This window comes from Hymenobacter bucti (assembly GCF_042681145.1).
Classification (GTDB): domain Bacteria; phylum Bacteroidota; class Bacteroidia; order Cytophagales; family Hymenobacteraceae; genus Hymenobacter; species Hymenobacter bucti.
Map to the genome: position 1 here is coordinate 674,861 of NZ_JBHUFD010000018.1, position 22,318 is coordinate 697,178.

Sequence of the window (22,318 nt, forward strand, 5' to 3'; positions counted from 1 at the left end):
AGTAATGGGGGTAATTGGCGTAATGGGTAATAAAAAAGCTCGTCTAAACACATTAGACGAGCTTTTTTATTACCCATTACGCCAATTACCCCATTACCTATAGCACCCTACAGGGCTTCCAGCGAGCTGCCGCTGTTGAGGTCTTTGTCGATGCGGGCGGGGCGGCCGGCGTATTTTACTTGGCTGCCGCTGCTGAGGTCTACTTTCAGCTCGTCGGTGGCGTGCACTTTGGCTTCGGAGCCGCTGCTCAGGTCGATGGCAGCTTTGGTGGCGCGCAGGCCCAGGGCTTCGAGCGAGCTGGCGCTGGAGCCGTCGACTGACAGCTCATTGGCCGTGCCCTTGAGCTCGGCGTGGGCGGCGCTGCTGAGGTCTATTTCGAGGCGGGGCACGTTGACATCGAGGCGGGCCGAGGCGGCGCTGGAGGCATTAAAGGTCAGGTCTTCGTCGCGGAAGCCGCTCACGTCGGCCTGGGCAGCGGCGCTCAGTTCGAGGCGGCGCAAGCGGGGCAGCGTCACGGTTATAAGTATCGGGTTGCGATTTTTGCCAAAGGCCGAAAACAGCCCGTTGCCGCCCCGGTTGCGCACCACCAGCCGGTCGCCGCGCACTTCAAAGCGCACCTCGTCGAGGTCGCTGGCGCGGCCCGCGGCCTCGGCTTTGTAGCCGTCGCCCTGGCGCACCAGCACCCGAAAGGCGCCGCCTACCTCAATTTCACTAAACTCGCTGCCGCTGCTAATGGTCTTGCGGCCGGTGCCGTAGTGGCCGGGGTCGGTGTTGAAGTTGGGCGAGCTGGTGCTAATGCTTACCGTGGGCTCGTCGCCATCGGTGTTCACGCGCACCTGGGTTTTGGCGCCGTCTACGTCCACGTCCACTACCTCATCATTGTCGCTGTCGTCATTGTCATCATCGCCATCCGATACCGGGCAGTCGAGGCAGGCGAACTTGCCCTCGCGGGTGAAGCGGGCGCGGTACGAGCGGTCGCCGTCGGTATCGGGGCGGCGGCCGCTGGTGAAGTCGTCGTCGTCGAGGTGCTCGATAAAGCGGGGCGTGAGGCGGTACACCTTACCTAGGGGCAGGTACAAGGTCAGGCTTAGCTTTTGGTTGCGAAAGGGGGCGCTGTCTTTGAGGCGAAAGCCCTGGTCGAAGGTGATGGTCGAGTCGCGCTGGTCGATGCTGTACACTACCGTTTGCTGGGCCGTGAGGCGGGCGGCCTCCTCGGTGCGGCCATTGGCCCGAAATTCTTGCTCCACATAGGGCGCCTTGCCGCTGTCGGCCGGAGCCACGCGCAGCTTCACCCACTCAAAATCATCCTCCACATTGCGCGAGTCGAGCACAATGCCCCGGCCCGCCATGTTAGTGAGGCGCATGGTCGTGTTGTAAGTGCCTTTGGCCTGAAAGTCGCGGGCAACCTGCAAGCCAGCGGCCACCGAGCCCACTATTCCCAGCAGCCACAGGCCCAGCAGCACCGACCCGGTGGTGCGGCCCAATACCGAACGGCGCAAAATCAGCCGCAGGCCCAGCAGTATCAGCCCTAGGGCCGGAATACCCAGCAGTAAGGCGCCCGCGATGGCGCCCCAGGGCGGTAGGTTGCGCACCAGCGCCCCAAAGCTGTCATCGAACATAAAGCCATTGCTGGTGTGCTCCACGGCCGTGAAGGGAATAATGCTCAGGGCGGCGCCCAGCATCATGAGCACGCCAAACAGCCCGGAGCCGCCCCAAAAAATCAGCAGTCCGCCCACCAGCCAGCGAATAATTGTACCTAGAAAGCTAGCGGCGGGCCGGGCGCTGCGCGCCGCGCCCTCCAAAAAAGTGCCTACCGAGCGGCTGCCGACTGGCGTGGTGGTATCGCCGTCAAACGCGTTGCTGCGCAAGTTGTTATCAATGCCCGAGAGCGTGACGGCATCGCCGCGCATCTGCATTTTTTCCGATACCGTGCGGGCCTCGGGCACCACTACCCACAGAATGAGGTAAATGATGAAGCCCGAGCCACCCAGGAACAAGCTAATGAGGAACAGCACGCGTACCAGCACCACATCGGTGCGGAAGTAGGCGGCCAGGCCGGCCGATACACCGCCGACCTTACCGCTGTCGACATCGCGGAACAGCTTGCGGCCAGTCAATGAGCCGCCAAAATCGAGGGTGTCGATGGGGGCGGGGGCATCGTCACGCTTGGGCAGGGCTATCCAGAGCACGATGTAGGCAATAAGGGCCAAGCCGCCAAAATCGAAGCGGTGGCGAAACATGCCCGTGCCGGGAAAGTGGTCGTAGACACCAAAAACGTTGGGCAGCAGCACTAAAGCCAGAAAAATCAGTCGCACCACCAGCGGATTCACCGCGAAGTACTGGGCCAGGCCAGCGCACACGCCCGCTATTTTGCGGTGGGCCAGGTCGCGGTAGAGGCGGCGGGGCTGGCCATCGGCCGTGCCCGTCGTGCCGAAGGGCGGCGTGGCGCCGCCCGTGTAGCCACGGCCAAACCCGGCCGACTGGCTGGTGGCCGTGGGCTCGGCGTAGGCGGGTTCATCATCGTCGTCGGGCGAGGTGTTGAAGTCGCTGACGCGGCCCATTTTGGCGGTCATCTCCTCCACGTCGGTGAGGGTGATGACTTGTTTAACGGCCGAGAGGCGCGCCGAAAACAGCTCGGCGATGCGGCCCTCAATGTCGGCCACTATCTCCTCGTGGCCCTGGTAGCTGGCAAAGTGCGCCTTTACCTCGTGGAGGTAGCGGCTAAGCACTTCGTAGCCATCATCCTCGATGTGGAAGATGATACCCTGCAAGTTGATACTGATGTTCTTTTTCATGAGAAAGGCCGCAGGCGGCGAAGCGCGGCGTTTTTAATGGGTAATGGGCAATGGGCAATGAGAGTAATTTGGCTGAAAGGAAGTAAGGGTGCTGATGATTAAGTCATTACCCATTACTCAAATTACCTATTACCCATTAAGAAGCGCGAGGCTGGCGAATGATGCCCACCGAAAGGGCCATGTCTTCCCAGGTCTGGCGCAGCTCCTCCAAAAACTGGCGGCCGGCCTCGGTGAGCGTGTAGTATTTGCGGGGCGGGCCGGAGGTCGATTCCTTCCAGACATAGTCGAGCAGGGCGGCATTCTTGAGGCGCGTGAGCAGCGGGTAGAGCGTGCCCTCCACCACTATCATGCGGGCTTGGGTGAGCTCCTCCAGCATGTCGCTGGCGTAGGCCTCCCCGCGGCCGATAATCTCCAAGATGCAGAATTCGAGGATGCCTTTGCGCATCTGCACCTGGGTGTTCTCTAGTTTCATGGGCGGTATGGGCTAGTAGTAGGTGAGGAACGGTACAAAAGTAATGCAGGTACTTTGTATTGCATAATACTTGCAGAAAAATATTTTGTTTCATTTTGCGCGCCCCGCAAAAAGAATATTTCCCAAGTCGGCAACTACTAGCGGCTGCTTGCGCGAATAACCAGAAATAAAAATTTGATAATTAACATTTTGAAGCCTCAGCCAATGCTTCCAGGTATGCTATCTGGCGGCTCAAAGCCAATGCTAGCTAGCCCCATAATCAGAAAAAGCCAATAAAATACTGGTACGCTACTGCTCTGCTTGCCCGCTGGGGGCGGGCCGGTGAGCTAGTGCGCGGATAACTAGTGGCTTGTGCGCGGCGCAGCCCGGCGCTCCGCCATAGTGAAAGCAGGTACAGGCGCTATCCGGCAGTAACTTGCGTTGGCGTGACAATTTTTCTTCGTCTTTATATCTGCTATGCTAAAATTTATCCTCGCTAGTCGGTCTTGGCGCGTGAAGTGGAGCCTAAGCTTGAGCTTGGGGCTGGCGGCCACCCTGGGCGCGCACGCCCAAACCAGCACGCCCAAGTACAGCAATGAATTTTTGAACCTGGGTGCCGGCGCGCGCTCCCTAGGTATGGGTAAAGTGCAAGCAAGCCTGGCCACCGATGCCACGGCCGGCTACTGGAACCCCGCCGCCCTCACCAACCTGCAAGCCCGCTACGACGGCGCCCTGATGCACTCCGAGCTCTTTTCGGGGGTGGTGAAAAACGACTACGCCGCCTTTGCCATGCCGCTCGATGACAAGAGCGTGGTAGGGGCCACGCTGCTGCGCTCGGGCGTCGACAACATCGCCGACACCCGGGCGCTCGTCAATGAATATGGCCAGATTCAGTACGATAGAATCACCTACTTCTCGGTGGCGGACTATGCACTGCTGTTATCCTACGCTCGCAAGCTGGGCCCGGAGGGCCTAAGCGTTGGGGCCAATGCGAAGCTGATATACCGCAATATTGGCTCATACGCCAATGCCTACGGCTTTGGCATCGATGCCGGCGTGCAGTACAACCATAAGGGGTGGCGCCTGGGCCTGACGGCCCGCGACATCACAACAACTTTCAACGCCTGGAGCATCGACGCCGAGAAGTTTAAGGCTACTACTACTCCTAACGAAGTTATTCCGACCAACTCGACTGAGTTGACGCTGCCTAGGTTAATAATAGGCATCGGGTATCAGTTTAAGCTGCCGGCCCAGTTTACGGCGCTGGTGGCCACCGACCTGGAGGCTACCACCGATGGACAGCGCAATACGCTCATCTCGGCCAAGCCCGTGAGCGTGGACCCGCGCGTGGGCGTCGAAGTGGGCTACCGCAGCCTGGTTTTCTTGCGAGGCGGGGTCGGCAACTACCAGAAAATCAGAAATTTTGACCAGCAGCAGCAGTGGAAAGGTCAGTATAGTCTAGGGGCTGGCGTGGCGTTTAGCGGCCTGCGCGTCGATTTAGCGCTGTCGCGGCTGGCGCTCGACCAGTCGGCCAGCGTCAACTCTTTAATTGTGAGCCTAGGCTACGGCTTTGGGAGCCGCGCCGGCGGCCTGCGCAGCACCAACTAACCAGTGGGCACCTAGGCCGGAAAATCGGCCAACTCTTTAGCTACAGCTACCTATTTCTATACCGCTGGCGCAGGCCGGCATATCTAATCTAATAAGCGATGACACAACAGTACACCGCTGGTTGGCACCCTACTACCGCACGGCAAAGCCTGAGCAAAACCCTGCTCGTGCTGCTGGCCCTGCTGCTGAGCGTGGGCGCGCACGCGCAGTCGGGCGCCTACGGCAACGAATGGATAGTGGCGGGCCAGCCCTACTACAAGCTAAAAGTGTGGCGCGATGGTATCTATCGCCTCGACTACAACTACTTGCGCAGCCTCAACGCCGCGGGCGTGGCCCCCACGCAATTCCAGCTGTGGCGGCGGGGCAAGGAAGTGGCGCTCTACCAGGGCGGCAACGCCACGGCGCTCGATGCCACGAGCTACCTAGAGTTTTACGGCCAGCGCAACGACGGCAAGCTCGACCGCGAATTTTACAAGAACGCGGCCGACCAGGCGCACCAATACTACAGCTTTTATACCGATACGGCCGCCTACTTCATCACCTGGGGCAGCCGCGCCGGCAAACGCGTGGAACAGCCCACCGCGGCCGGGGGCACGCCCCACGCCTGGCGCCTCCAAACGTCGTTGAAGCTGGTCGTAAACGGCTACGTGCAAGGACCTACCGAAGGCACCGCCCACATGCCGTGGCTGGAGAGTAGCGAAGGCTTTTTCTCTGGCACGACGGGCGACTACTCGGTGCGAACCGATAGCCTGCTGCGGGCAATAGCCACGCAGGCGGGGGCGCCGGCCATCCGGGCCGAAGTGTGCCTGGTGGGAGGGAGCGTACCTAGCAACAACGGCGGCACCGCCGGCCTGCACACCGCCAGCGTGCGCGTAGTGCCGCCGGGCGGAGCGCCGCGTGAGCTGGGCGTGCTCAGATTTCAAAATTATAATCCTGTGCGCGGGGGGTATGCTATCCAGTCCAGCGAAGTCAATAATGGCATGGTAGAAGTGCGCTGCACAGCTCTTGGCCAGCGTACGGGCTCGCCCTACGATGTGTGGCGCTATGCCTACCTGCGGGTAACGGCGCCGCAGCAGAGCGTGTGGCTGAGCGACCGGCGCCAGTTGTGGTTTCAGAACGACTCGCTGCTGACTGGGGCCGCCACTTACGAGCTAGACAATGTGCCCGCCACGGTAGTGGGCTACGACATCCAGGACCCTTGGAATGTGCAGCGCGTTGCGCCGGTGGCCGCCCAAACGATGGGTAGCACGGCGCGTCGCTTCGTATTTCCAAACGCCTCGGCGCAAAGCACGCATCGCCTGCTGCTGGCCGATGCCAACGCGTGGCTGGTGCCGGCGGCCGCGGCGCGCGTCACTTTTAGAACGTTCGACCCAGCTAAGCCCAACTTTGTCATCATTACCCACCCCCAGCTGATGCGAGCGGCTGGCGACGTGCCCAATGTTGCCCGGGCCTATGCCGACTACCGCGCCTCGGTGGCCGGGGGCCGCTACGATACCTTGATGGTCACCGCGCCGCAGCTCTACGACCAGTTTCACTACGGCGAGCGCTCAGTGATGGCGCTGCGCCATTTTGCCCTCTGGTTAGTGGGCTCGTCACCGGCCACGCAAGTCAAATACCTGTTGCTGCTAGGCAAGGGCCTAGGGCCGGGTACGCAGCCTGGCCAGACTTACGTGCTGAATGGGGGCGGTATTGTGGCCGCTAACACCAGCCGCATTTTGGGCGAGCAGGGCCTAGACCTGGTGCCGACTTCGACGGCCTCGACCTCGGACAACTTCCTGTCCAGCGACTGGCCCAACAATAATTTTGCGGCCCGCATGCCCACTGGCCGCGTGCCCGCCACCACGCCGCAGGAGGCAGCCAACTACTTGGCCAAGCTGAAGCAGCACGAAGAAAGGCTGCTGACCTACAACGCCGCCGACCCCCAGCTCTGGCGCAAAAATGTACTGCACCTGGCCGGGGGCGCCACTGACGACGAGTTTAAGGAGTTCAGGGGTTACCTCGACGGCTATGCCCGCCGGGTGCCGCGCCCCTTGCTAGGGGGCAAGGTTACTACCTATCAGAAAAATACGACCAATCAGTTTATAGTACCGCTCAATATTTCGACGGAGCTCAACACCGGGTTAGCCGCCATTACCTACTTTGGCCACGGGGCGCTCGACTACTTTAACCTGGACATTGGCAACATCGACGATGCTTCCAACGGCTACCAAAACGTGGGGCGCTACCCCGTTATGATGTACAACGGCTGCATCGCGGGCGACTTCGCTTTCAATACGCACATTTTTGGCGTTAGCTGGTTGCTGGCCCCGCAGAAGGGTTCGATTGGGATGCTGTCCCAAGCCTGCGAGTCGTACGCCTACCTCATCGACCCCGTGCAGGATAAGCTTTACGAGCTGCTGTTCAACAACCCCACCTGGTTTGGCCAGCCCGTGGCGCAGGTATACAACGAGATGGTGCGCCAGATGCAAGGCCGGTCCGCCTACCAATCGGCCGTTGGCCAGGAGCAACTCCTAAGCACGACCTGGCAGGGCGACCCAGCGCTGCGCCTGTACGCGCCCGCTAAGCCTGATTTCATCGCCAGCAACGCCACCCTATCGCTGGCGCCGGCGGCCGGGGTCTCAGTTATTACGCCCACTACTCCCTTCGTATTAAAGGTCGGCGTGAGCAACCCAGCCCGCATCACTACGGACCCCGTTGAAATCAGGGTAACGCGGACGTATCGACCCGGTGGCGGCCGGACAGCCGAGGTGCTGACCCAAACCTTTCGGCAGGCCTGGGCGCGCGATACCACCTACACTTTTGCCCTCAGCAACGTCGGTGATGTATATGGCGACAACACCTTTAAGGTAGAGCTGGACTACGCCAACAAAGTGGCGGAGCTCGATGAAACTAACAACACGGCAACCATCACCTACTCCTTCCTGAAGGGTGGTATCACGCTGGTCACGCCCACCGAATTTGCCATCGTGAGCACCAACCGGCCCTTGCTGGTGGCCCAGAACAACGACGCGGCCGCCGCCGCGCGTGGCTACGACTTCCAAGTTGACACGGTGGCTACCTTTAATAGCGGCGCGCTCCGGCAGGCGATTAATCTGTCGGGCCCGGCCGTGGTGAGCTGGCAGCCGCCGGCCCTGGTGGGCGCGCGGCCCGACTCGGTGGTGTGGTACTGGCGCGTGCGCTTCAACCAAGCCGCGGCGGGCGAAGATGCCAGCTGGCAGCAGTCGTCGTTCCGCGTGATTGCGGGCGCGGTGGCGGGCGGCTGGTCGCAGAGCCACCACGCGCAGTTTCAGCGCGACCAGCTGCAAACCGTGGCGGTAGCGGCCCCGGCGGGCCGCTGGAATTTTGCTGACCAGCAGCAGGCCATCACCCTCCTCACCGTGGGGGGCGGGGGCGTGGGGGCCGGCAGCACCTTCAATATCGGCAATGGCTACGGCATTCGGACCAATGCGACGGTGCCGCCTTACCTAGGCGATTGCGGTACCGACTCGCCCAACCTGCTGCTCGTGGCCCTGGATGGCCGCACGCTCAAGCGCGTAGCGGTGCCCGGCGGGCCCTACACTACCTGCGGTCTGGGCGACCAGTTGTTCTACCACTTCGGCAGTACCAGCAGCGATACCCTCGACAACCTGAACAACAGCGCGGCCCGCCAGCAGCAGCTGGTGACGTTCCTCACCAACGTGCCTGAGGGTGCCTACGTGGCCCTTATTAGCATGAACCGCCTGCGCTACGCGGCCTTCCCGGCGGCCGTGCGCACGGCGCTTACCAGGCTGCTGGGTAGCCAGCTAGCCGCCAGCGGGCAGCTGCGCAATGGTGAGCCCTGGGCGCTGCTGGCCAAGAAATTCGCCGCCGGCGGCACGCTGGTGCGCGAGCAAGGCCCCGACCGCACCCTAGGCCAGGCGAGCTACAGCCAGCTGGTGAGTTTCGTGGAAACGGTGAGTGCCCCCGGCCAGGCCGGCACGGTGCTGAGCACCCGCATCGGCCCGGCCACGGAGTGGCAGGCGCTCTTCAACGTTATCAAGCGCGAAACTGCAACCTCGGCCTACACCCTGCGCGTGCTGGGCGTGGACGCGGCCAACGTGACCACCGAGTTGGCGCCCGACGTGAAAACCAAGTCCTACAGCCTGGCCTCGGTACCGGCCGCCAAGTACCCCTACCTGCAGCTCGAAGTAACGTTGCGCGACTCGGTGAACCGGGTGCCACCGCAGCTGCGGCAGTGGCTGGTGGCCTACCGGGGCTTGCCCGAGGGCACCGTGCGGCGCGACCTGGTGGCCAGCTCCAATTACGACCCGGCTACCTTGGCTGCGCAGGCGGCTAACAACGGCACCATCAAGTTTCCGGTGGTGTTCCAGAATATCGGCGGCATCGACTTTGGGGCGCCGCTCGTTACGCGCATCGACCTGCTGAATGCCAGCGGCGTTTCGGTGAAATCGGCCACCTTCACGGCACCTAGCACGCTGAAAGCCGGTGAAAGCATGACGGTGCAAGTCAGCCTCGATGTGGTAGGCATCTTCGGCACCCTGACGCCGGTGGTGACGGTGAACCCGGTGACCAACCGCCAGCCCGAGCTGTACTTCTTCAACAACACGCTCACGCTCGCGCCCTACACCGTCGGCGATACGAACGTGCCGCCGACCCTCGACGTAGCCGTGGACGGCCGGCACCTGCTCAGCGGCGACCTCGTATCGCCGACGCCGGTCATTAGCATTCAGCTTAAGGATGAGGACAAGCTGCGGCATATCAAGGACGCCTCGGCCTTCACGGTGCTGCTCCAGAAGCCCGGCCAGGCCACGGCCACGCTGGTGAACACCACCGGCAACCCGGAAATCCAGTTCACGACCGACTCGACCTCGCAGGCTGGTACTGTGGCCCGCCTCGACTACCAGCCCGGCAAAGGCACGCCGCTCGCCAAAGGCATTTACACGCTGCAAGTGCAGGGCCGCGACCGGGCCAGCAACTCTGCCGGTACCCAAACCTACCAAATCAAGTTTGAGGTGGTGACGGAATCGACCATTACCAACGTCTTTCCGTACCCTAACCCTGTTACGAGCAAAGCCCGCTTCGTATTCACCGTTACGGGTCAGGAGCTGCCGCGCGACATGAAAATTCAGATTATGACGCTCACCGGTAAGGTGGTGCGTGAGATTTTCATGAGTGAGCTTGGGCCGCTGCACATCGGCAACAACATCACCGACTACGCCTGGGACGGCACCGACCAGTACGGCGACCACCTCGCCAACGGCACCTACCTCTACCGCGTCTCGCTCAACGACCCGAGCGGCAAGTTCACCCAGCGCTCCACCGCCGGCGACCAAGCTTTCAAGAAAGATTGGGGCAAGCTCGTGCTGCTGCGTTAATGGGTAATGGGGTAATTAGCGTAATAGGTAATAAAAAAGCTCGTCTAATGTGTTTAGACGAGCTTTTTTATTACCCATTACGCCAATTACCCCCATTACTCATTACCTGCGTCTCAGCGTCACGAAGCTGTAAGCCACGGCGTGGCGGTCGTCGGCGGGGTGGCGCTGGCGGATTTCCTCGCGCCACTCGGAGGGCGAGAGGGTCGGGAAAAAAGTGTCGCCATCGGGCACGGTGGTGTGCACTTCGGTGAGGTGCACTACGGCCGCGCCGGGCAGCGCCTGGCGGTAGATTTCGCCCCCGCCGATGACGCATACTTCATCGCCGCCCGGCTGGGTGGCGGCCAGCGCCAGGGCCTCGGGCAGCGAGTGGGCCACCAGCACGCCCGCGGGCGCCGCCCAGCCAGGGTGGCCCGTAAGCACGATATTAGTACGGCCCGGCAGTGCCCGCCCGATGCTGTCGAACGTGCGCCGTCCCATCACTACGGGGTGCCCTAGGGTGAGTTCTTTGAAGTGCTTGAGGTCAGCGGGTAGCTGCCACGGCAGCTGGCCCTGGCGGCCGATAACGCCGTTTTCGGCCGCCGCTACGATAAGAGAAACCATGGAGAATGAGGAGAAAAATGTAGCTTGGACTATGCGAGTCCGAGCGCACGCGCAGCGCGTATTTACAGTTAGGATAGTCCGAACGCAAGGTGCGCGCTGCGCGCGCGCTCGGACTCGCAGAGTCCAAGCTACTGCACTTCCACCTTGGTGCCGCGCAAAAACTCGCCTATGCTCATCCGCTTCTTGCCTTCCAGCTGCACTTCCAGCAGGTCGAGCCAGCCGGCGCTGGTAGCCACGCGCAGGTGCTGGCGGCCATCGGTGGCCCAGGTGCCGGGCGCCGTGGCCGCCTCCATGGGTAGGGCCTGGGCCCGGAATACCTTCAGCCCGCGGCCATCGGGCAGGGCAGTATAGGCGGCAGGCGCCGGGCTGAGGCCGCGCACCTGGTTGACCAGCTCAGCGGCTGGGCGCTCAAAGTTAAGCCGGCCGGTTTCCTTGGTTAGCTTGGGGGCCGGGCGCAGGCCATCGGGCGCGGTGGGCTGGGGCGTGCTGGGCGCCGTGCCCGCCGCAATGGCCGCCACCGTGCGGGCTGCCAGCCGGGCACCTAGGACTTTGAGCTTATCATAGACCGACCCAAAATCATCGTCGGGGGTGATGGCCAGCTTGTCCTGCAAAATGAGGTCGCCGGTATCAATTTCGTGGCGCAGGAAGAAGCTCGTGACGCCCGTTTCCTGGTCGCCGTGCATCAGGGCCCAGTTGATGGGGGCCGCGCCGCGGTACTGCGGCAGCAGCGAGCCGTGGATGTTGACCGAGCCCAGGCGGGGCATGTTCCACACCGCCTCGGGCAGCATCCGGAAGGCCACCACCACCTGCAAGTCGGCCGCGCAGCTCTTTAATTCCTGCTGAAAAGCAGGGTCTTTTAGATTGGTAGGTTGCAGCACCGGCAGGCCGTGGGCGAGGGCCGCCTGCTTCACGGCCGAGGCTTGCAACTGCCGCCCGCGCCCGGCGGGCCGGTCGGGCCCCGTGACCACGGCCACCACCTGCGCCTCGGGCAGCGCCAGCAGGGTTTCGAGGGTGGGCACGGCAAAATCGGGCGTGCCCATGAAAATGAGGCGAAGCGGAGTAGGCATAGGGAGCAAGAAGCGCCCAGCAGCCACCTAGGCCGCCCGAGCGCGGCGTGAAATTAACTTGTCTACTTCCAACCAGCCCAGTGTGCAGTTACCTAGGGCCGATTAGCAACTCATAGTTTGACCCATATTAGGAGATGCACCCTAGGGCTAACCGGTGGTAAAAAAGGCTTCCAGTACTTGACCCTCTACCGCTCCGGATACAGCAGATACTTCTTGCGTAGCACCTTATAGCGACCTAGGGCCGGCTGCCAGCTCGCCCGGATGCTGGCCTCCGAGCGGCCCGCGATGACCTGCGCCCGCAACGAGTCGGTGCCGGTCAGCTGCTCGAAGTACTTGGTGAAAAAGTGCTCCTTGTCGGTGCTCTGCTGGTAGAAATCGAGCAGGTACTTCAGCGTGAAAAACTCGGCCGGCTCGCCGGCGGCGGGCTGGTGCAGGTCGAGGCCGTAGCAGAGCTGGCCGTTGAGGGGTGGGGTAGGGGAGCCTGCGTTGGGGCGGGGCGTGAACTGGTAGGGCCGGCTAGCGGGCTGCGTGGGCCCGCCTACGACCTCAAACGGCCGGTCGGTGCCGCGGCCCACGCTCACATTGGTGCCTTCGAAGAGGCAGATGCTGGGGTACAGCGCTACGGCCCGCGCGGTGGGCAGGTTGGGCGAGGGGCGCACGGGCAGGGCGTAGGGCTGGGCGTGGGTGTAGCCGCCCGTCATGGGCACCACTTTCAGCGCGCACTGGCGGCCGCCGGCCAGCCACTTTTCGCTGTTCAGCATCTTGGCTAGCTCGGCCACCGTGAGGCCGTGGCAGATGGGCAGCGGGTCGAGCCCCACAAACGAGCGGTGCTTAGCTTCGAGCACCGGGCCATCGACCACCGCGCCGTTGGGGTTGGGGCGGTCGAGCACCACCACGATTTTGCCCTGCTCGGCGGCGGCTTCCATTATATAGTGCAGCGTGCTGATAAAGGTGTAGAAGCGCGTGCCCACGTCCTGAATATCGAACACCAGCACATCTACGTCGGCCAGCATTTCGGGCGTAGGCTTCTTGGTTTTGCCGTAGAGCGAGCGCACCAGCACGCCGCTGCGCCCGTCGCGCCCGTCGGTGATGGTGGCCCCGTCGGCCGCCTCGCCCCGAAAGCCGTGCTCGGGGGCGAAGATGGCCGTTAGGTGCACGCCCCGGCTTTTGAGCGTATCGACCAGGTGCGTGCGCCCCACCAGCGAGGTTTGGTTCACGACCAGGCCCACGCGCTTGCCTTGCAGCAGCGGCAGGTAGGCCGGCAACTGCTCGGCACCCAGCCGGGTGCGGGGTAGGCCCTCGCCCGGCGCCAGCGTGGTATCGCTTGGCGTTAGCAAAGCTGCGCCTGACGCGGCCCCGGCGTGTGGGCGGGGGCAAGCCCCGCACCCTATAAATATCCCAATCCCAGCTAAAATGCGCGCTATCATGGCCCAAAAATACACCGGCTGGCCGCCCGGCCGCCGCCCAACGCCAGCCCGGCCGTAGCTTTACGCCCGCTAGTGAACATTGCCCGTTACATATCAAGTAAAATGGACGGGGCCGACGTCGGCTCCTTCACCCATTCCGTCACCCGCATTGCCACGGTGAGCATTGCCCTGGGCATTGCCGTGATGCTGGTTTCGTTCTCCATCCTGCAAGGCTTTCGCGAGCAGATTCAGGGCAAGATATTCTCGTTTGGCGCCCACATTCAGCTTTCGCGCTACGACAATACCAACTCGCTCGAAGTGGCCCCGCTCTCCGAGCCCGACCTGCGCCAGCGCCTAGGTGCCTACCGCCAGGTAGCGTCGGTGCAGCCCTTCGCCCGCAAAACGGCCATCATCAAAACCACCGACGAGGTGCTCGGCGTGGTGCTCAAGGGCATCAACGAAAAGCACGGCCCCAACTCGATGCGCCAGAATATGGTGGCCGGTAAGTTTATCACCTTCGCTGACTCGGCCGCCAGCCCCGACATTGTGGTGTCGCGCAAGGTGGCCGATAAGCTGCGGCTGAAAGTGGGTAGTGAGGCGCTGTTTTACTTCATTCAGCAGCCGCCTAGGGTGCGCAAGTTCCGGGTTTCGGGCATATACCAAACGGGCCTCGACGAGTTTGACGAGGTGTACGTGCTCGGCGACCTGCGCCAAGTGCAGGAGCTTAACGCCTGGCCCGACTCGCTGGTGGGCGGGCTGGAGGTGCGCCTGCGCGACTTCAAGCAGCTCGACCCCACCTTCGACCAGTTTATGGAGCAGCTGCCTTATGATGTGCGCGTGGAGAAGGTGACCGACCAGTACGCCCAGCTCTTCGACTGGCTGCAGCTGCTGAACCGCAACGTTATCATCTTCTTGGTGCTCATCATCTTCGTGGCTACCTTTAACATGGTGGCCACCATCTTCATCATGATTTTGGAGCGCACCAAGATGATAGGGATTTTGAAGGCCCTAGGGGCAAGCGACAACCAGATTCGAGAAATGTTTTTTTTCCGGGGCGTGTCTATCACGCTGCGCGGCCTGCTAATTGGCAACGCCGTGGCGCTGGGCTTTTGCGCGGCGCAGTACTACTTCCACCTCATTCCGCTCGACCCCGATAACTATTATATGAATCGCGTGCCCATTGCCTGGGACCCCACCATGATGATACTGCTTAACGTGGCTACGTTGGGCGCTTCGGGCCTGGCCGTGCTCATTCCTACCTACCTCATTGCCCGCATCAAGCCCATGGTGGCTATTCGATTTGACTAGCCGGGAGCAAGAAAAACGCTCGGTGGGCGTTGGGTCAGCTCCGGCGCTGGTTGGCCCCCTGGTTGGGCTTGTTGCTCGGTAAAATGCCCGCGTTAGCCGATAGAAATTGGGGCAAAAGCGGGTTGCGCCGTACCTTGCAGGGCTTTAGGTCAGCACAAACTTTACATTTTAACTACAGCTCACGCAACCACTTTGCCAGCTGGCTTACTCTTAAGCGCAATCCATTTCTCTTTTTACATGAAAAACTTCTCGTTGCGGGCAGGCCGTTTCCTGACCCTGGCGCTACTATTCACCGGCCTAGGGCTGAGCAGCTGCAAAAAGGATGAAACTACCACGGTGACCGGCAACTGGGTGGGGGCCACCTCGTTCAGCACCTTCCCCGGCGTAACCCGCACCGGAGCAGTAAGCTTTGTAATCAACAACGTCGCCTACGTAGGCACGGGCCTCGATGGGAGCAATGGCAACACTACCCCGCGCCTCAATGACTTCTACGCGTTTGACCCTTCGAAAGGTACCCAGGGCAGCTGGACGCGCGTAACGCCCATGCCCGCCGCCGCCGGCGTGCGCTACCTGGCCGCCGCTTTTGCCGCTGGTGGCAAGGGCTACGTAGGCACCGGTTACGATGATAAAGGCAACTACCTCAGCGACATGTGGCAGTTTGACCCCGCTGGTACCACCGGCACGGGCACCACGGCTACCGTGGGTGTTTGGACCAGAAAGAGCGACTTTCCGCTCACTACCACGGGCACCGGCCGCCGGGGCGCGGTAGCGGGCAGCGTGGGCAACTTTGGCTACATGGGCTGCGGCTTCGGTGGCAACTGGGAAAACGACATGTACAAGTACGACCCCACGCTCGATACCTGGACCAGCACTGGTTTTACCGGTAACAAGCGCGTGAACGCCTCCACCTTCACCATCGGCAATACCCTGTACATGGGTTTTGGCACGAACAACAACACGGTGAACACCCAGTTCTGGGCCTATGATGCTACGGCCGGTACCTGGTCGCAGAAGCGCAGCCTGGCTAACATCAGCACCTCGACCAATACCTACGACTACAGCGGCGTGGCCCGCACCCAGGCCGTGGCCTTTGCGGTGGGTAGCTACGGCTACGTAACGGTAGGCAACAACGGCAGCAACTTGCTCACGTGCTACGTGTACGACCCGATAGCTGATACCTGGACGTTGAAAAACCCCTTCCTGGGCCAAGGTCGTTCTACTGCCGTATCGTTTAGCATTGGCAATTTTGGGTACGTTGGGCTAGGCAATACCGGCAGCTCATACTTCGACGATTTCTGGAAATTTGCCCCCGATGCTTCGCAAGACTAAGCTAGCTACGGCAGCGTGGGCTGCTGGGTGGCAACGGCTACTGCTGGGGCTGAGCCTGCTGCTGGTAGCAGCGGCTTGCTCCAGCACGCCCGGCAATATTGGCGTCGGCCTGCCCAGCGCCGACGCCAATACCGGCGCCTACTTGGTAGATACGCTCACTATTCGCGCCTCCACCGTCCTGCGCGATTCCATCATTACGTCGTCGTCGAACCTGCTGTTGGTGGGGCGCTACCGCGACGCGCAGCTGGGTACCATCACGGCTAAAAGCTACGTAACCTTTGCCTTGTCGGGCACCTTTGCCCCCGATCAGGCACTGGTGTACGACTCGCTGGTGCTCGTGCTGAAGCCCAACACCTACCGCTACGGCGACACGACCAAGACGCAGACGCTGGTTGATGTGCATCGCCTAAACTCCTTCGTACCCACAACGCAGTATGGCTACGCCTCTCCCAAGCTGACGCCGATGAGTAGCCGAGTGCAGCCCGCTTCAGTCAATGACCCGGCCCAGGTCATTGTTCGGCGTGCCACTCGTAGACTGACCACCTTGCGTTTGCGCCTTTCCAGTGCCCTAGGGCAGGAAATGCTGAATGCTGGCAAAGCACGGTTGTTGGATACTCAGGAGCAGTTGGATGCCCGCTACCCAGGCCTGGCCCTGTTGCCGGGGGCGGCTGATGAGGCCGCGCTCGTGCAATTTGCGGCCAATAACACCGAGTCAGCGCTTATTCTCTACTATCACAACCCAGCCGATGCCAGCACGGTGCTCAGTTACTCATTTAGCCTGAGCACGGGCCGGCATTTCTACCAAGCGGAGGCCGACCGCTCGGCCATCGCGGGCCTGAGTACTCTGACTACCTCGTTGCAGCAAATTAATTCTGCCCTCACCACGCAGCAAACGTACATTCAGGGACTGCTGGGTCTCCAAACCAAGATTGAGATTCCCTATCTGGTTAATCTACGTAGCCTAGGGCAAAATATCATCATTACGAGTGCCGTGATGACGGCACAAGTTCCTGATAACGTAAGGCTTACTAGCTCGTTGCTACCGCCGCCAGCTGTACTCAATCTGTATACCACTGACCAAGCTAATCATCCGGTTAATTTGATACAGTCAGCTAATGTGTTGAGTGGAGCTAACACCATCGATTACAATGCGGCGGTGGCCAATTTGGCCGGCATAAGCCAAGCCGGCTATGAGTGGTCGGTCCTCTCGTACTGCCAAGGCGTTATAAGCGGCCAGATAACTAACAATGGCCTTTTGCTCAACACGACTGCGCCAGCCTCACCGGAGCGCGTGGTGCTTGGCGGCCCTAACCGGAACAATAACCGGCTGCGGCTGCGACTATATCTCATTAGTAATAATTGAGGTTAGCTAAGCTGTTCGTAGGTCGCTACCAACTGCCCCAGGCGCTTTGCCCGGGGCAGTTTTGCGTTTAAGCTCAGGCCAATAGGCCGCGGCGGCAAAAAAATCTGCCTAAAGCCATTAGTAGGCGGTACTTTCGGCGGGCTTTTCTTGTTAAGCTATCGTGTCTGATTTGCTCCCTACCCCCGCCCACCGCCCCGACCTGCTGCGCGTATCCTACGACGACTACCGGGCCCTGCCCGCCATTGCCAATTCCGATTTGTCGCGCCTGCGCGATGCCCTCGATGGGCGCCCCCCGCGCACCGACTCGGGCTCGGGCGCGCTGAGCTTTGGCACGGCCTTTCACACGGCGCTGCTTGAGCCCGATGACTACCAAGCCGGCCAGCCTGGCCTTAACGATACGCTTATCTGGTGGCTGGTGGAGGGCGTGAAGCTCAATACGGAGCTTAATCGGCTGCTCACCCACGGCCTCACCGAGCGCAGCGCCCTCTTTACGGAGCCTACCACCGGCACGCTCAGCAAGCTGCGCGCAGACCTCGTGCTCGACCAGCCCGGCGAGCCCTACACGGTAGTCGATTTTAAAACAACCCTGGCCCGCGACGCCGACCACTTCCGGCTGCAGTGCAGCCACTACGACTACGACCGCCAGGCAGCCTTTTACCTCGATGCCCTGCACGCCGAGCGCTTTTTGCTGGTGGGCGTGCAAAAGGTCGAGCCCTTCGGCGTATTCCCGCTTGAAGTACCCGCCGAAATGCTGGCCGAAGGCCGCCGCAAGTACATACACCTACTGAAGCTGCTGCAAGCCCCAGCTACGGCGCCCGCCTACCGCGCCGCCGCCGTGCAAGCTGCCGTCACGGCCCTAGGGCTGTAGCAGCAGGCGCGTGGGCGGGTAGCCCCCGTTACAGCGTTCGTTGCCCTAAGCTGGCCAGTTCGCGGAGTAGGCCTCTTAGCGTCGCTGGCTCGCTTAGCTGCGGCACGAGGTAGCCTAGGTATTCGGTTTCGGCTCGCAGGCTGCGCTTGATTTCGCGTAGGCGGGTGCGTTGTTGCTTCTCCGTGCCACTCCAGGGTGCATCGGCCTCGGGGCGCTGGGCGGCGGCCAGTTGCTGGCTTAATTGGGCCTGCTGCCGTGCCAGGGCCTGCGTGTATTGCCGAAGCAGCGCCTCGGTTTCGGCGGTGGGCGGGGTGGTGACGGGTGCCTCGGCTAGCAGGGCGAGGAGCGCCGCTAGGTCGCCGGCTGCGTAAGCTGCCGTAATGCGCTGCATTAGTTCCGTTTGGGTTTGCTGGGTGGCCGCGTCGGCCTGGGCAGCGCGGTCGGGGTGGTGTAGGCGGGCCAGCTGCCGGTAGGCGGCCTTCGTATTTTGTAGTAAGGCCTGGCCCTCCGTATCAGCAGCGCGGGCCTTGGCTTCGCGGGCGGCCTGGGCGCGTTGCTGGCGCCGCTCGCGGGCCGTGGCGGCCGCTTGCTCGTGCAGGGGTGCTTCAGGCTCGGCGGGCGGGCGGGCAGCGGGCGGCGCAAACTCCGCTGGGCCAGATGCTGGCGCGTAGCGCGCCACAATAGCCGATTCGTCTTCCCCAAACCGCTCTTGCAGGCTCTGCGCATTGTGCAGCAGCAGCTCCGTTACCTGCTGCTCCTCGGCGCGGCTGAGGTAGCCACCGAGCAAAGCGGCCTCCAGCGGTTGGTAAAGCGTGCGGCGAGCGGCCACGGTATCGGCCGCCAGCGGCCCTACCTGCCGCCAGTAGGCCTGGCGGGTAGCCGCCTGCGCAGTGCGCAGCGCGTGCAGTTGCTCGCGCAGTGTTTCCACCGCCCGAATAGCCTGGCGAAACGCCTGTTGGGCTGGGCTAGTGGCTGGCTCATCGGCCGGCTGGCGCTCGGGTAGCGGGCGGCGTAGGGGAAAGGAAGCATCAGCCATTACTACAAAAGTACTTACTAAGAAGGACGGGGTTAACCTTTTTTATAATCGATAGTATAAGCTGCCAAAATTGCTAAGGGTATAGTAAGGAAGTGCAAATGCCAGCTAATTCATTTAAATAAATAACTATTAAAAAATAATTTATAAATTAGTTGTAGTTATAAAAAATATTCGCCTACCTTTGTCACACTAAAACACCACCGCCATGTATCACTTCACACTCAGCCGCCGGAATTCGGATAAGATGCAGCCAGAACGGCTGCCCCTGCTCGGTACATGTGCCTGCCTCTAGCCCTAGGTTAGAACTGCCACTGCCCGAGCCCATAAGCTCGGGTTTTTTTGTGTTTAGCCGGTTCGTCAACCGCTTAGCCTTTTCCCTCGATGCCCTTTATCCGCCCCAATTACCCGTTGCAGCAGCTCCAGAGCCAGCCCACTAGCGGTTGGGGTAAGCGGCACGGCCATGCTTTTTTCTTGCGAATTAAATACTGGTAATTACCAGTAGTATCGCGCATCGAAAAAGCCCGGCCATTACAAGCTGGGCTTTTTTGTGTAATTACTAAATGAATAAAAATACGTTTTTATTCACTAGAAAAGTATTGCCTTTGCAATTCAAAATTAATTATCTGCGGAATTAATTTTTTGCCTATTCATCACCTTTACTTCCACTTGTCATGCGCTTCAATTTCAACTTTCGCAAAGCGCCGCCTCCCCCCGTTCGCAACCACGAAGGCGCACCGGCCTACGTGCTCACTCCGGCCCTAGAACTGTATGCTACCGTAGCCACGGCCGCCCTCAGCGACCAGTTCTACGAAAAGGCCGACGCCCGCCTGGTCCGCTTGCGCGAGCTGGTGGCGAAAAATGAGCCGCAGTTCGTAGCTCGCTTGGCGGTGTATGCCCGCGAGCAGCTCTACCTGCGCTCGGTGCCGCTGGTGCTGGCCGTGGAGCTGGCCCGCATCCACCGCGGCGACAACCTGGTGAGCCGCTTGGTGGCGCGGGTGGTGCAGCGGGCCGACGAAATCCCGGAATTGCTGGCCTTCTATGCCCAGGCCAACGGCCGCACGGGTACCAAAACTCTAGGTCGCCTCTCCAAGCAAATGCAGCACGGCTTGGCGCTGGCCTTCAACAAGTTTGATGCTTACCAGCTGGCTAAGTACAACCGCGACGGAGCCGTGCGCCTGCGCGATGCCCTGTTCCTCATTCACCCCAAGCCGCGCGATGCGAGCCAGCAAGCCGTATTCGACCAGTTGGTGGCCGGTACCCTGCCCACGCCCTACACCTGGGAAACCGAGTTGTCGGCTGCCGGTCAAGTGACCTACGCCTCGCCCGCCGAGCGCCAGGCTGCCGTAGCCCGCACCTGGGAAACCCTCGTGACTAGCGGCCGCCTAGGTTACATGGCCTTGCTGCGCAACCTGCGCAATTTGCTGGAAGCCAACGTGAGCGCCGACGTACTAGCCTACGCCTGCGCTACCCTAGCCGACCCGGCTCAGGTGGCCCGCGCCAAGCAATTGCCCTTCCGCTTTTTGGCCGCCTACCGCGAGGTGCTGGCCCTAAACAACGGCGCGGCGGCCCCGGTGCTGGCAGCGCTCGAAGCGGCCATCTCGGCCAGCGTGGCCAACCTACGCGGCTTCGACGGCACCACCCGCGTGGTGGTAGCCTGCGACGTGTCGGGCTCGATGCAACAACCCATTTCACCGCGTAGCAAAGTGCTGCTCTACGACGTAGGCCTGGTGCTGGGTATGTTGCTGCAAAACCGCTGCCAGCACGTGGTCACCGGCATGTTCGGGGCTACCTGGAAGCGCGTGGCCCTGCCCCAGGGCCAGGTGCTGCGCAACGTGCAGGAGCTGTACCGCCGCGAGGGTGAGGTAGGCTACTCCACCAATGGCTACCTCGTGATTCAGGACTTGCGTCAGCGCCGCGAGGTAGTTGATAAAGTCATGATTTTCACCGACTGCCAGCTGTGGAGCGACCGCGGGGTGGACCTAGCCCAGGAATGGGCGGCCTACCGCGCCAACGTGGCCCCGCAGGCTCGCCTGTACCTTTTCGACCTGGCCGGCCTCGGCCCCACCCCACTCGATGTGCGCGCCGAGCACGGCGTGGCCCTCATCGCCGGCTGGTCCGACAAAGTATTTGACGTGCTGGCGGCCCTCGACAACGGCGGCGACGCCCTCACCGAAATCCAAAAAATAGAGCTGTAACCCAAGCGGCCCGGCCGGGCAATCAAGCGAAACCCCCGGCCACCCTGATTATCCAATGGCTAATTGCGATTTTATAAATAATGAAATAGATTTTTAGCTGTAAACCCCCTCACTAAGACGTGTTTGGCAACATAATTGCAACTCATTCTAAACGCACATACTTATGCTGCACCACCTAGGCAAACGGCTGACCCCTTAATGGCAGCCGCTGGCCGGAACGGACTACTGCTGGGGCCTCGATGCCCCGGCGGCCCGTTCCATACCTAGTGTTAACTCCTTCTCTTACAGGTGCCGTAGGCTGGCGCTACTTCGTGGTAAAGTTTTCGGGCGTGGCTTTGGGCACGTCTTGTGGGTTCGAATCCCATAGTTGGCTTCGGCCGATGGACGAAAACAGTGCGCTGGCCGCCCGTTGCCCTGTATCCTTTCTTGCTGCCGGGTGTCGTAGCCAGGCGTTCCTTCGGGTTATAAGTTCGATTCTTATCACCCGCTCTAGTAAGTACTTAAAGCGGGTGTAGCTCAACGGTAGAGCAGCAGTCGCAGGCGACTTATTAGCCCGGCAGCTTGCGGAGGAGTCAACCCAAAAAACCTTTCTGATATGAAAACAACTTTTTTGCCCTAGGGTCTGAAAACCAGTATATCGGGTGCCGTAGTGCCGCCTTACTTCGCTCCCCTGGGGCCGGTGGCGGGTTCGACTCCCGAAGTGGCTGCTGGCAACAGCGGCCGCGTTGCGATGCGGTTTAAGCCGGCCCGGTGGCGGCGCGCCCGTTGCCCCGATACATTGGTTTTTAATACTGAATACGGAACTACAACGAGTGCCGTAGGCGAGTCATACTTCGGGAATTGCGCCCTTACGGGTGTGCAGGTTCGAGCCCTGCCCTAGGGCGTGCCCTAGGTGGCGAAAGTGGTAGACGCACAATTAAAAGGCTCGCCGTCTGTCG

Annotated in this window: 13 protein-coding genes; 7 read left to right on the plus strand and 6 right to left on the minus strand. The window is 61.3% G+C overall.

Features of this window, described 5'->3' with window-relative positions; genetic code table 11:
* Positions 1 to 107: 107 nt before the first annotated feature.
* Together ACFSDX_RS22015 and ACFSDX_RS22020 are read right to left on the minus strand one after the other, a co-directional pair.
* Positions 108 to 2,795 carry a GIN domain-containing protein gene (locus tag ACFSDX_RS22015; RefSeq protein ID WP_382317530.1) on the minus strand — a complete coding sequence of 896 codons (2,688 nt, stop codon included), beginning with the start codon at positions 2,793 to 2,795 and terminating at the stop codon, positions 108 to 110.
* 136 nt (positions 2,796 to 2,931) lie between these two features.
* Positions 2,932 to 3,267, minus strand: coding sequence for a PadR family transcriptional regulator (locus ACFSDX_RS22020; protein WP_382317532.1), 336 nt, complete (start codon positions 3,265 to 3,267; stop codon positions 2,932 to 2,934).
* 456 nt (positions 3,268 to 3,723) lie between these two features.
* On the opposite strand from ACFSDX_RS22020, the gene ACFSDX_RS22025 reads away from it, so the two are divergent.
* Complete coding sequence (locus ACFSDX_RS22025) at positions 3,724 to 4,854, plus strand: putative type IX sorting system protein PorV2 (RefSeq protein WP_382317533.1); 1,131 nt, start codon at positions 3,724 to 3,726, stop codon at positions 4,852 to 4,854.
* A gap of 98 nt (positions 4,855 to 4,952) precedes the next feature.
* Complete coding sequence (gene porU2, locus ACFSDX_RS22030; RefSeq protein ID WP_382317535.1) at positions 4,953 to 10,208, plus strand: putative type IX secretion system sortase PorU2; 5,256 nt, start codon at positions 4,953 to 4,955, stop codon at positions 10,206 to 10,208.
* A 102-nt stretch (positions 10,209 to 10,310) separates the two neighbouring features.
* Here the strand turns inward: porU2 and ACFSDX_RS22035 are convergent, their stop codons facing one another.
* The 3 genes from ACFSDX_RS22035 to ACFSDX_RS22045 form a co-directional block, all read right to left on the minus strand.
* On the minus strand, positions 10,311 to 10,808 hold the full coding sequence (locus tag ACFSDX_RS22035; protein WP_382317537.1) for a dihydrofolate reductase: 498 nt from the start codon (positions 10,806 to 10,808) through the stop codon (positions 10,311 to 10,313).
* A 128-nt stretch (positions 10,809 to 10,936) separates the two neighbouring features.
* Positions 10,937 to 11,875 carry a methionyl-tRNA formyltransferase gene (gene fmt, locus ACFSDX_RS22040; RefSeq protein WP_382317539.1) on the minus strand — a complete coding sequence of 313 codons (939 nt, stop codon included), beginning with the start codon at positions 11,873 to 11,875 and terminating at the stop codon, positions 10,937 to 10,939.
* A 185-nt stretch (positions 11,876 to 12,060) separates the two neighbouring features.
* Complete coding sequence (locus ACFSDX_RS22045) at positions 12,061 to 13,212, minus strand: exo-beta-N-acetylmuramidase NamZ family protein (RefSeq protein ID WP_382317541.1); 1,152 nt, start codon at positions 13,210 to 13,212, stop codon at positions 12,061 to 12,063.
* 162 nt (positions 13,213 to 13,374) lie between these two features.
* On the opposite strand from ACFSDX_RS22045, the gene ACFSDX_RS22050 reads away from it, so the two are divergent.
* The 4 genes from ACFSDX_RS22050 (at position 13,375) to ACFSDX_RS22065 (ending at position 18,149) form a co-directional block, all read left to right on the plus strand.
* Positions 13,375 to 14,589: an ABC transporter permease gene (locus ACFSDX_RS22050; RefSeq protein ID WP_382317543.1), complete on the plus strand. Its 1,215-nt coding sequence runs from the start codon at positions 13,375 to 13,377 to the stop codon at positions 14,587 to 14,589.
* Positions 14,590 to 14,826: 237 nt separating this feature from the next.
* Positions 14,827 to 15,918 carry a Kelch repeat-containing protein gene (locus tag ACFSDX_RS22055; protein WP_382317544.1) on the plus strand — a complete coding sequence of 364 codons (1,092 nt, stop codon included), beginning with the start codon at positions 14,827 to 14,829 and terminating at the stop codon, positions 15,916 to 15,918.
* Positions 15,902 to 17,281 carry a DUF4270 family protein gene (locus ACFSDX_RS22060; protein ID WP_382317546.1) on the plus strand — a complete coding sequence of 460 codons (1,380 nt, stop codon included), beginning with the start codon at positions 15,902 to 15,904 and terminating at the stop codon, positions 17,279 to 17,281. The genes ACFSDX_RS22055 and ACFSDX_RS22060 overlap by 17 nt, the downstream gene beginning before the upstream one ends.
* Before the next feature lie 160 nt (positions 17,282 to 17,441).
* Positions 17,442 to 18,149, plus strand: coding sequence for an exonuclease family protein (locus ACFSDX_RS22065; protein ID WP_382317548.1), 708 nt, complete (start codon positions 17,442 to 17,444; stop codon positions 18,147 to 18,149).
* 28 nt (positions 18,150 to 18,177) lie between these two features.
* On the opposite strand, the gene ACFSDX_RS22070 is transcribed toward ACFSDX_RS22065, so the two are convergent.
* Entirely contained in the window at positions 18,178 to 19,185 is a 1,008-nt protein-coding gene (locus ACFSDX_RS22070; protein ID WP_382317550.1) for a J domain-containing protein, read from the minus strand.
* Positions 19,186 to 19,856: 671 nt separating this feature from the next.
* Here ACFSDX_RS22070 and ACFSDX_RS22075 point away from each other — a divergent pair.
* Positions 19,857 to 21,380, plus strand: coding sequence for a TROVE domain-containing protein (locus ACFSDX_RS22075; protein WP_382317552.1), 1,524 nt, complete (start codon positions 19,857 to 19,859; stop codon positions 21,378 to 21,380).
* Positions 21,381 to 22,318 lie beyond the last annotated feature (938 nt).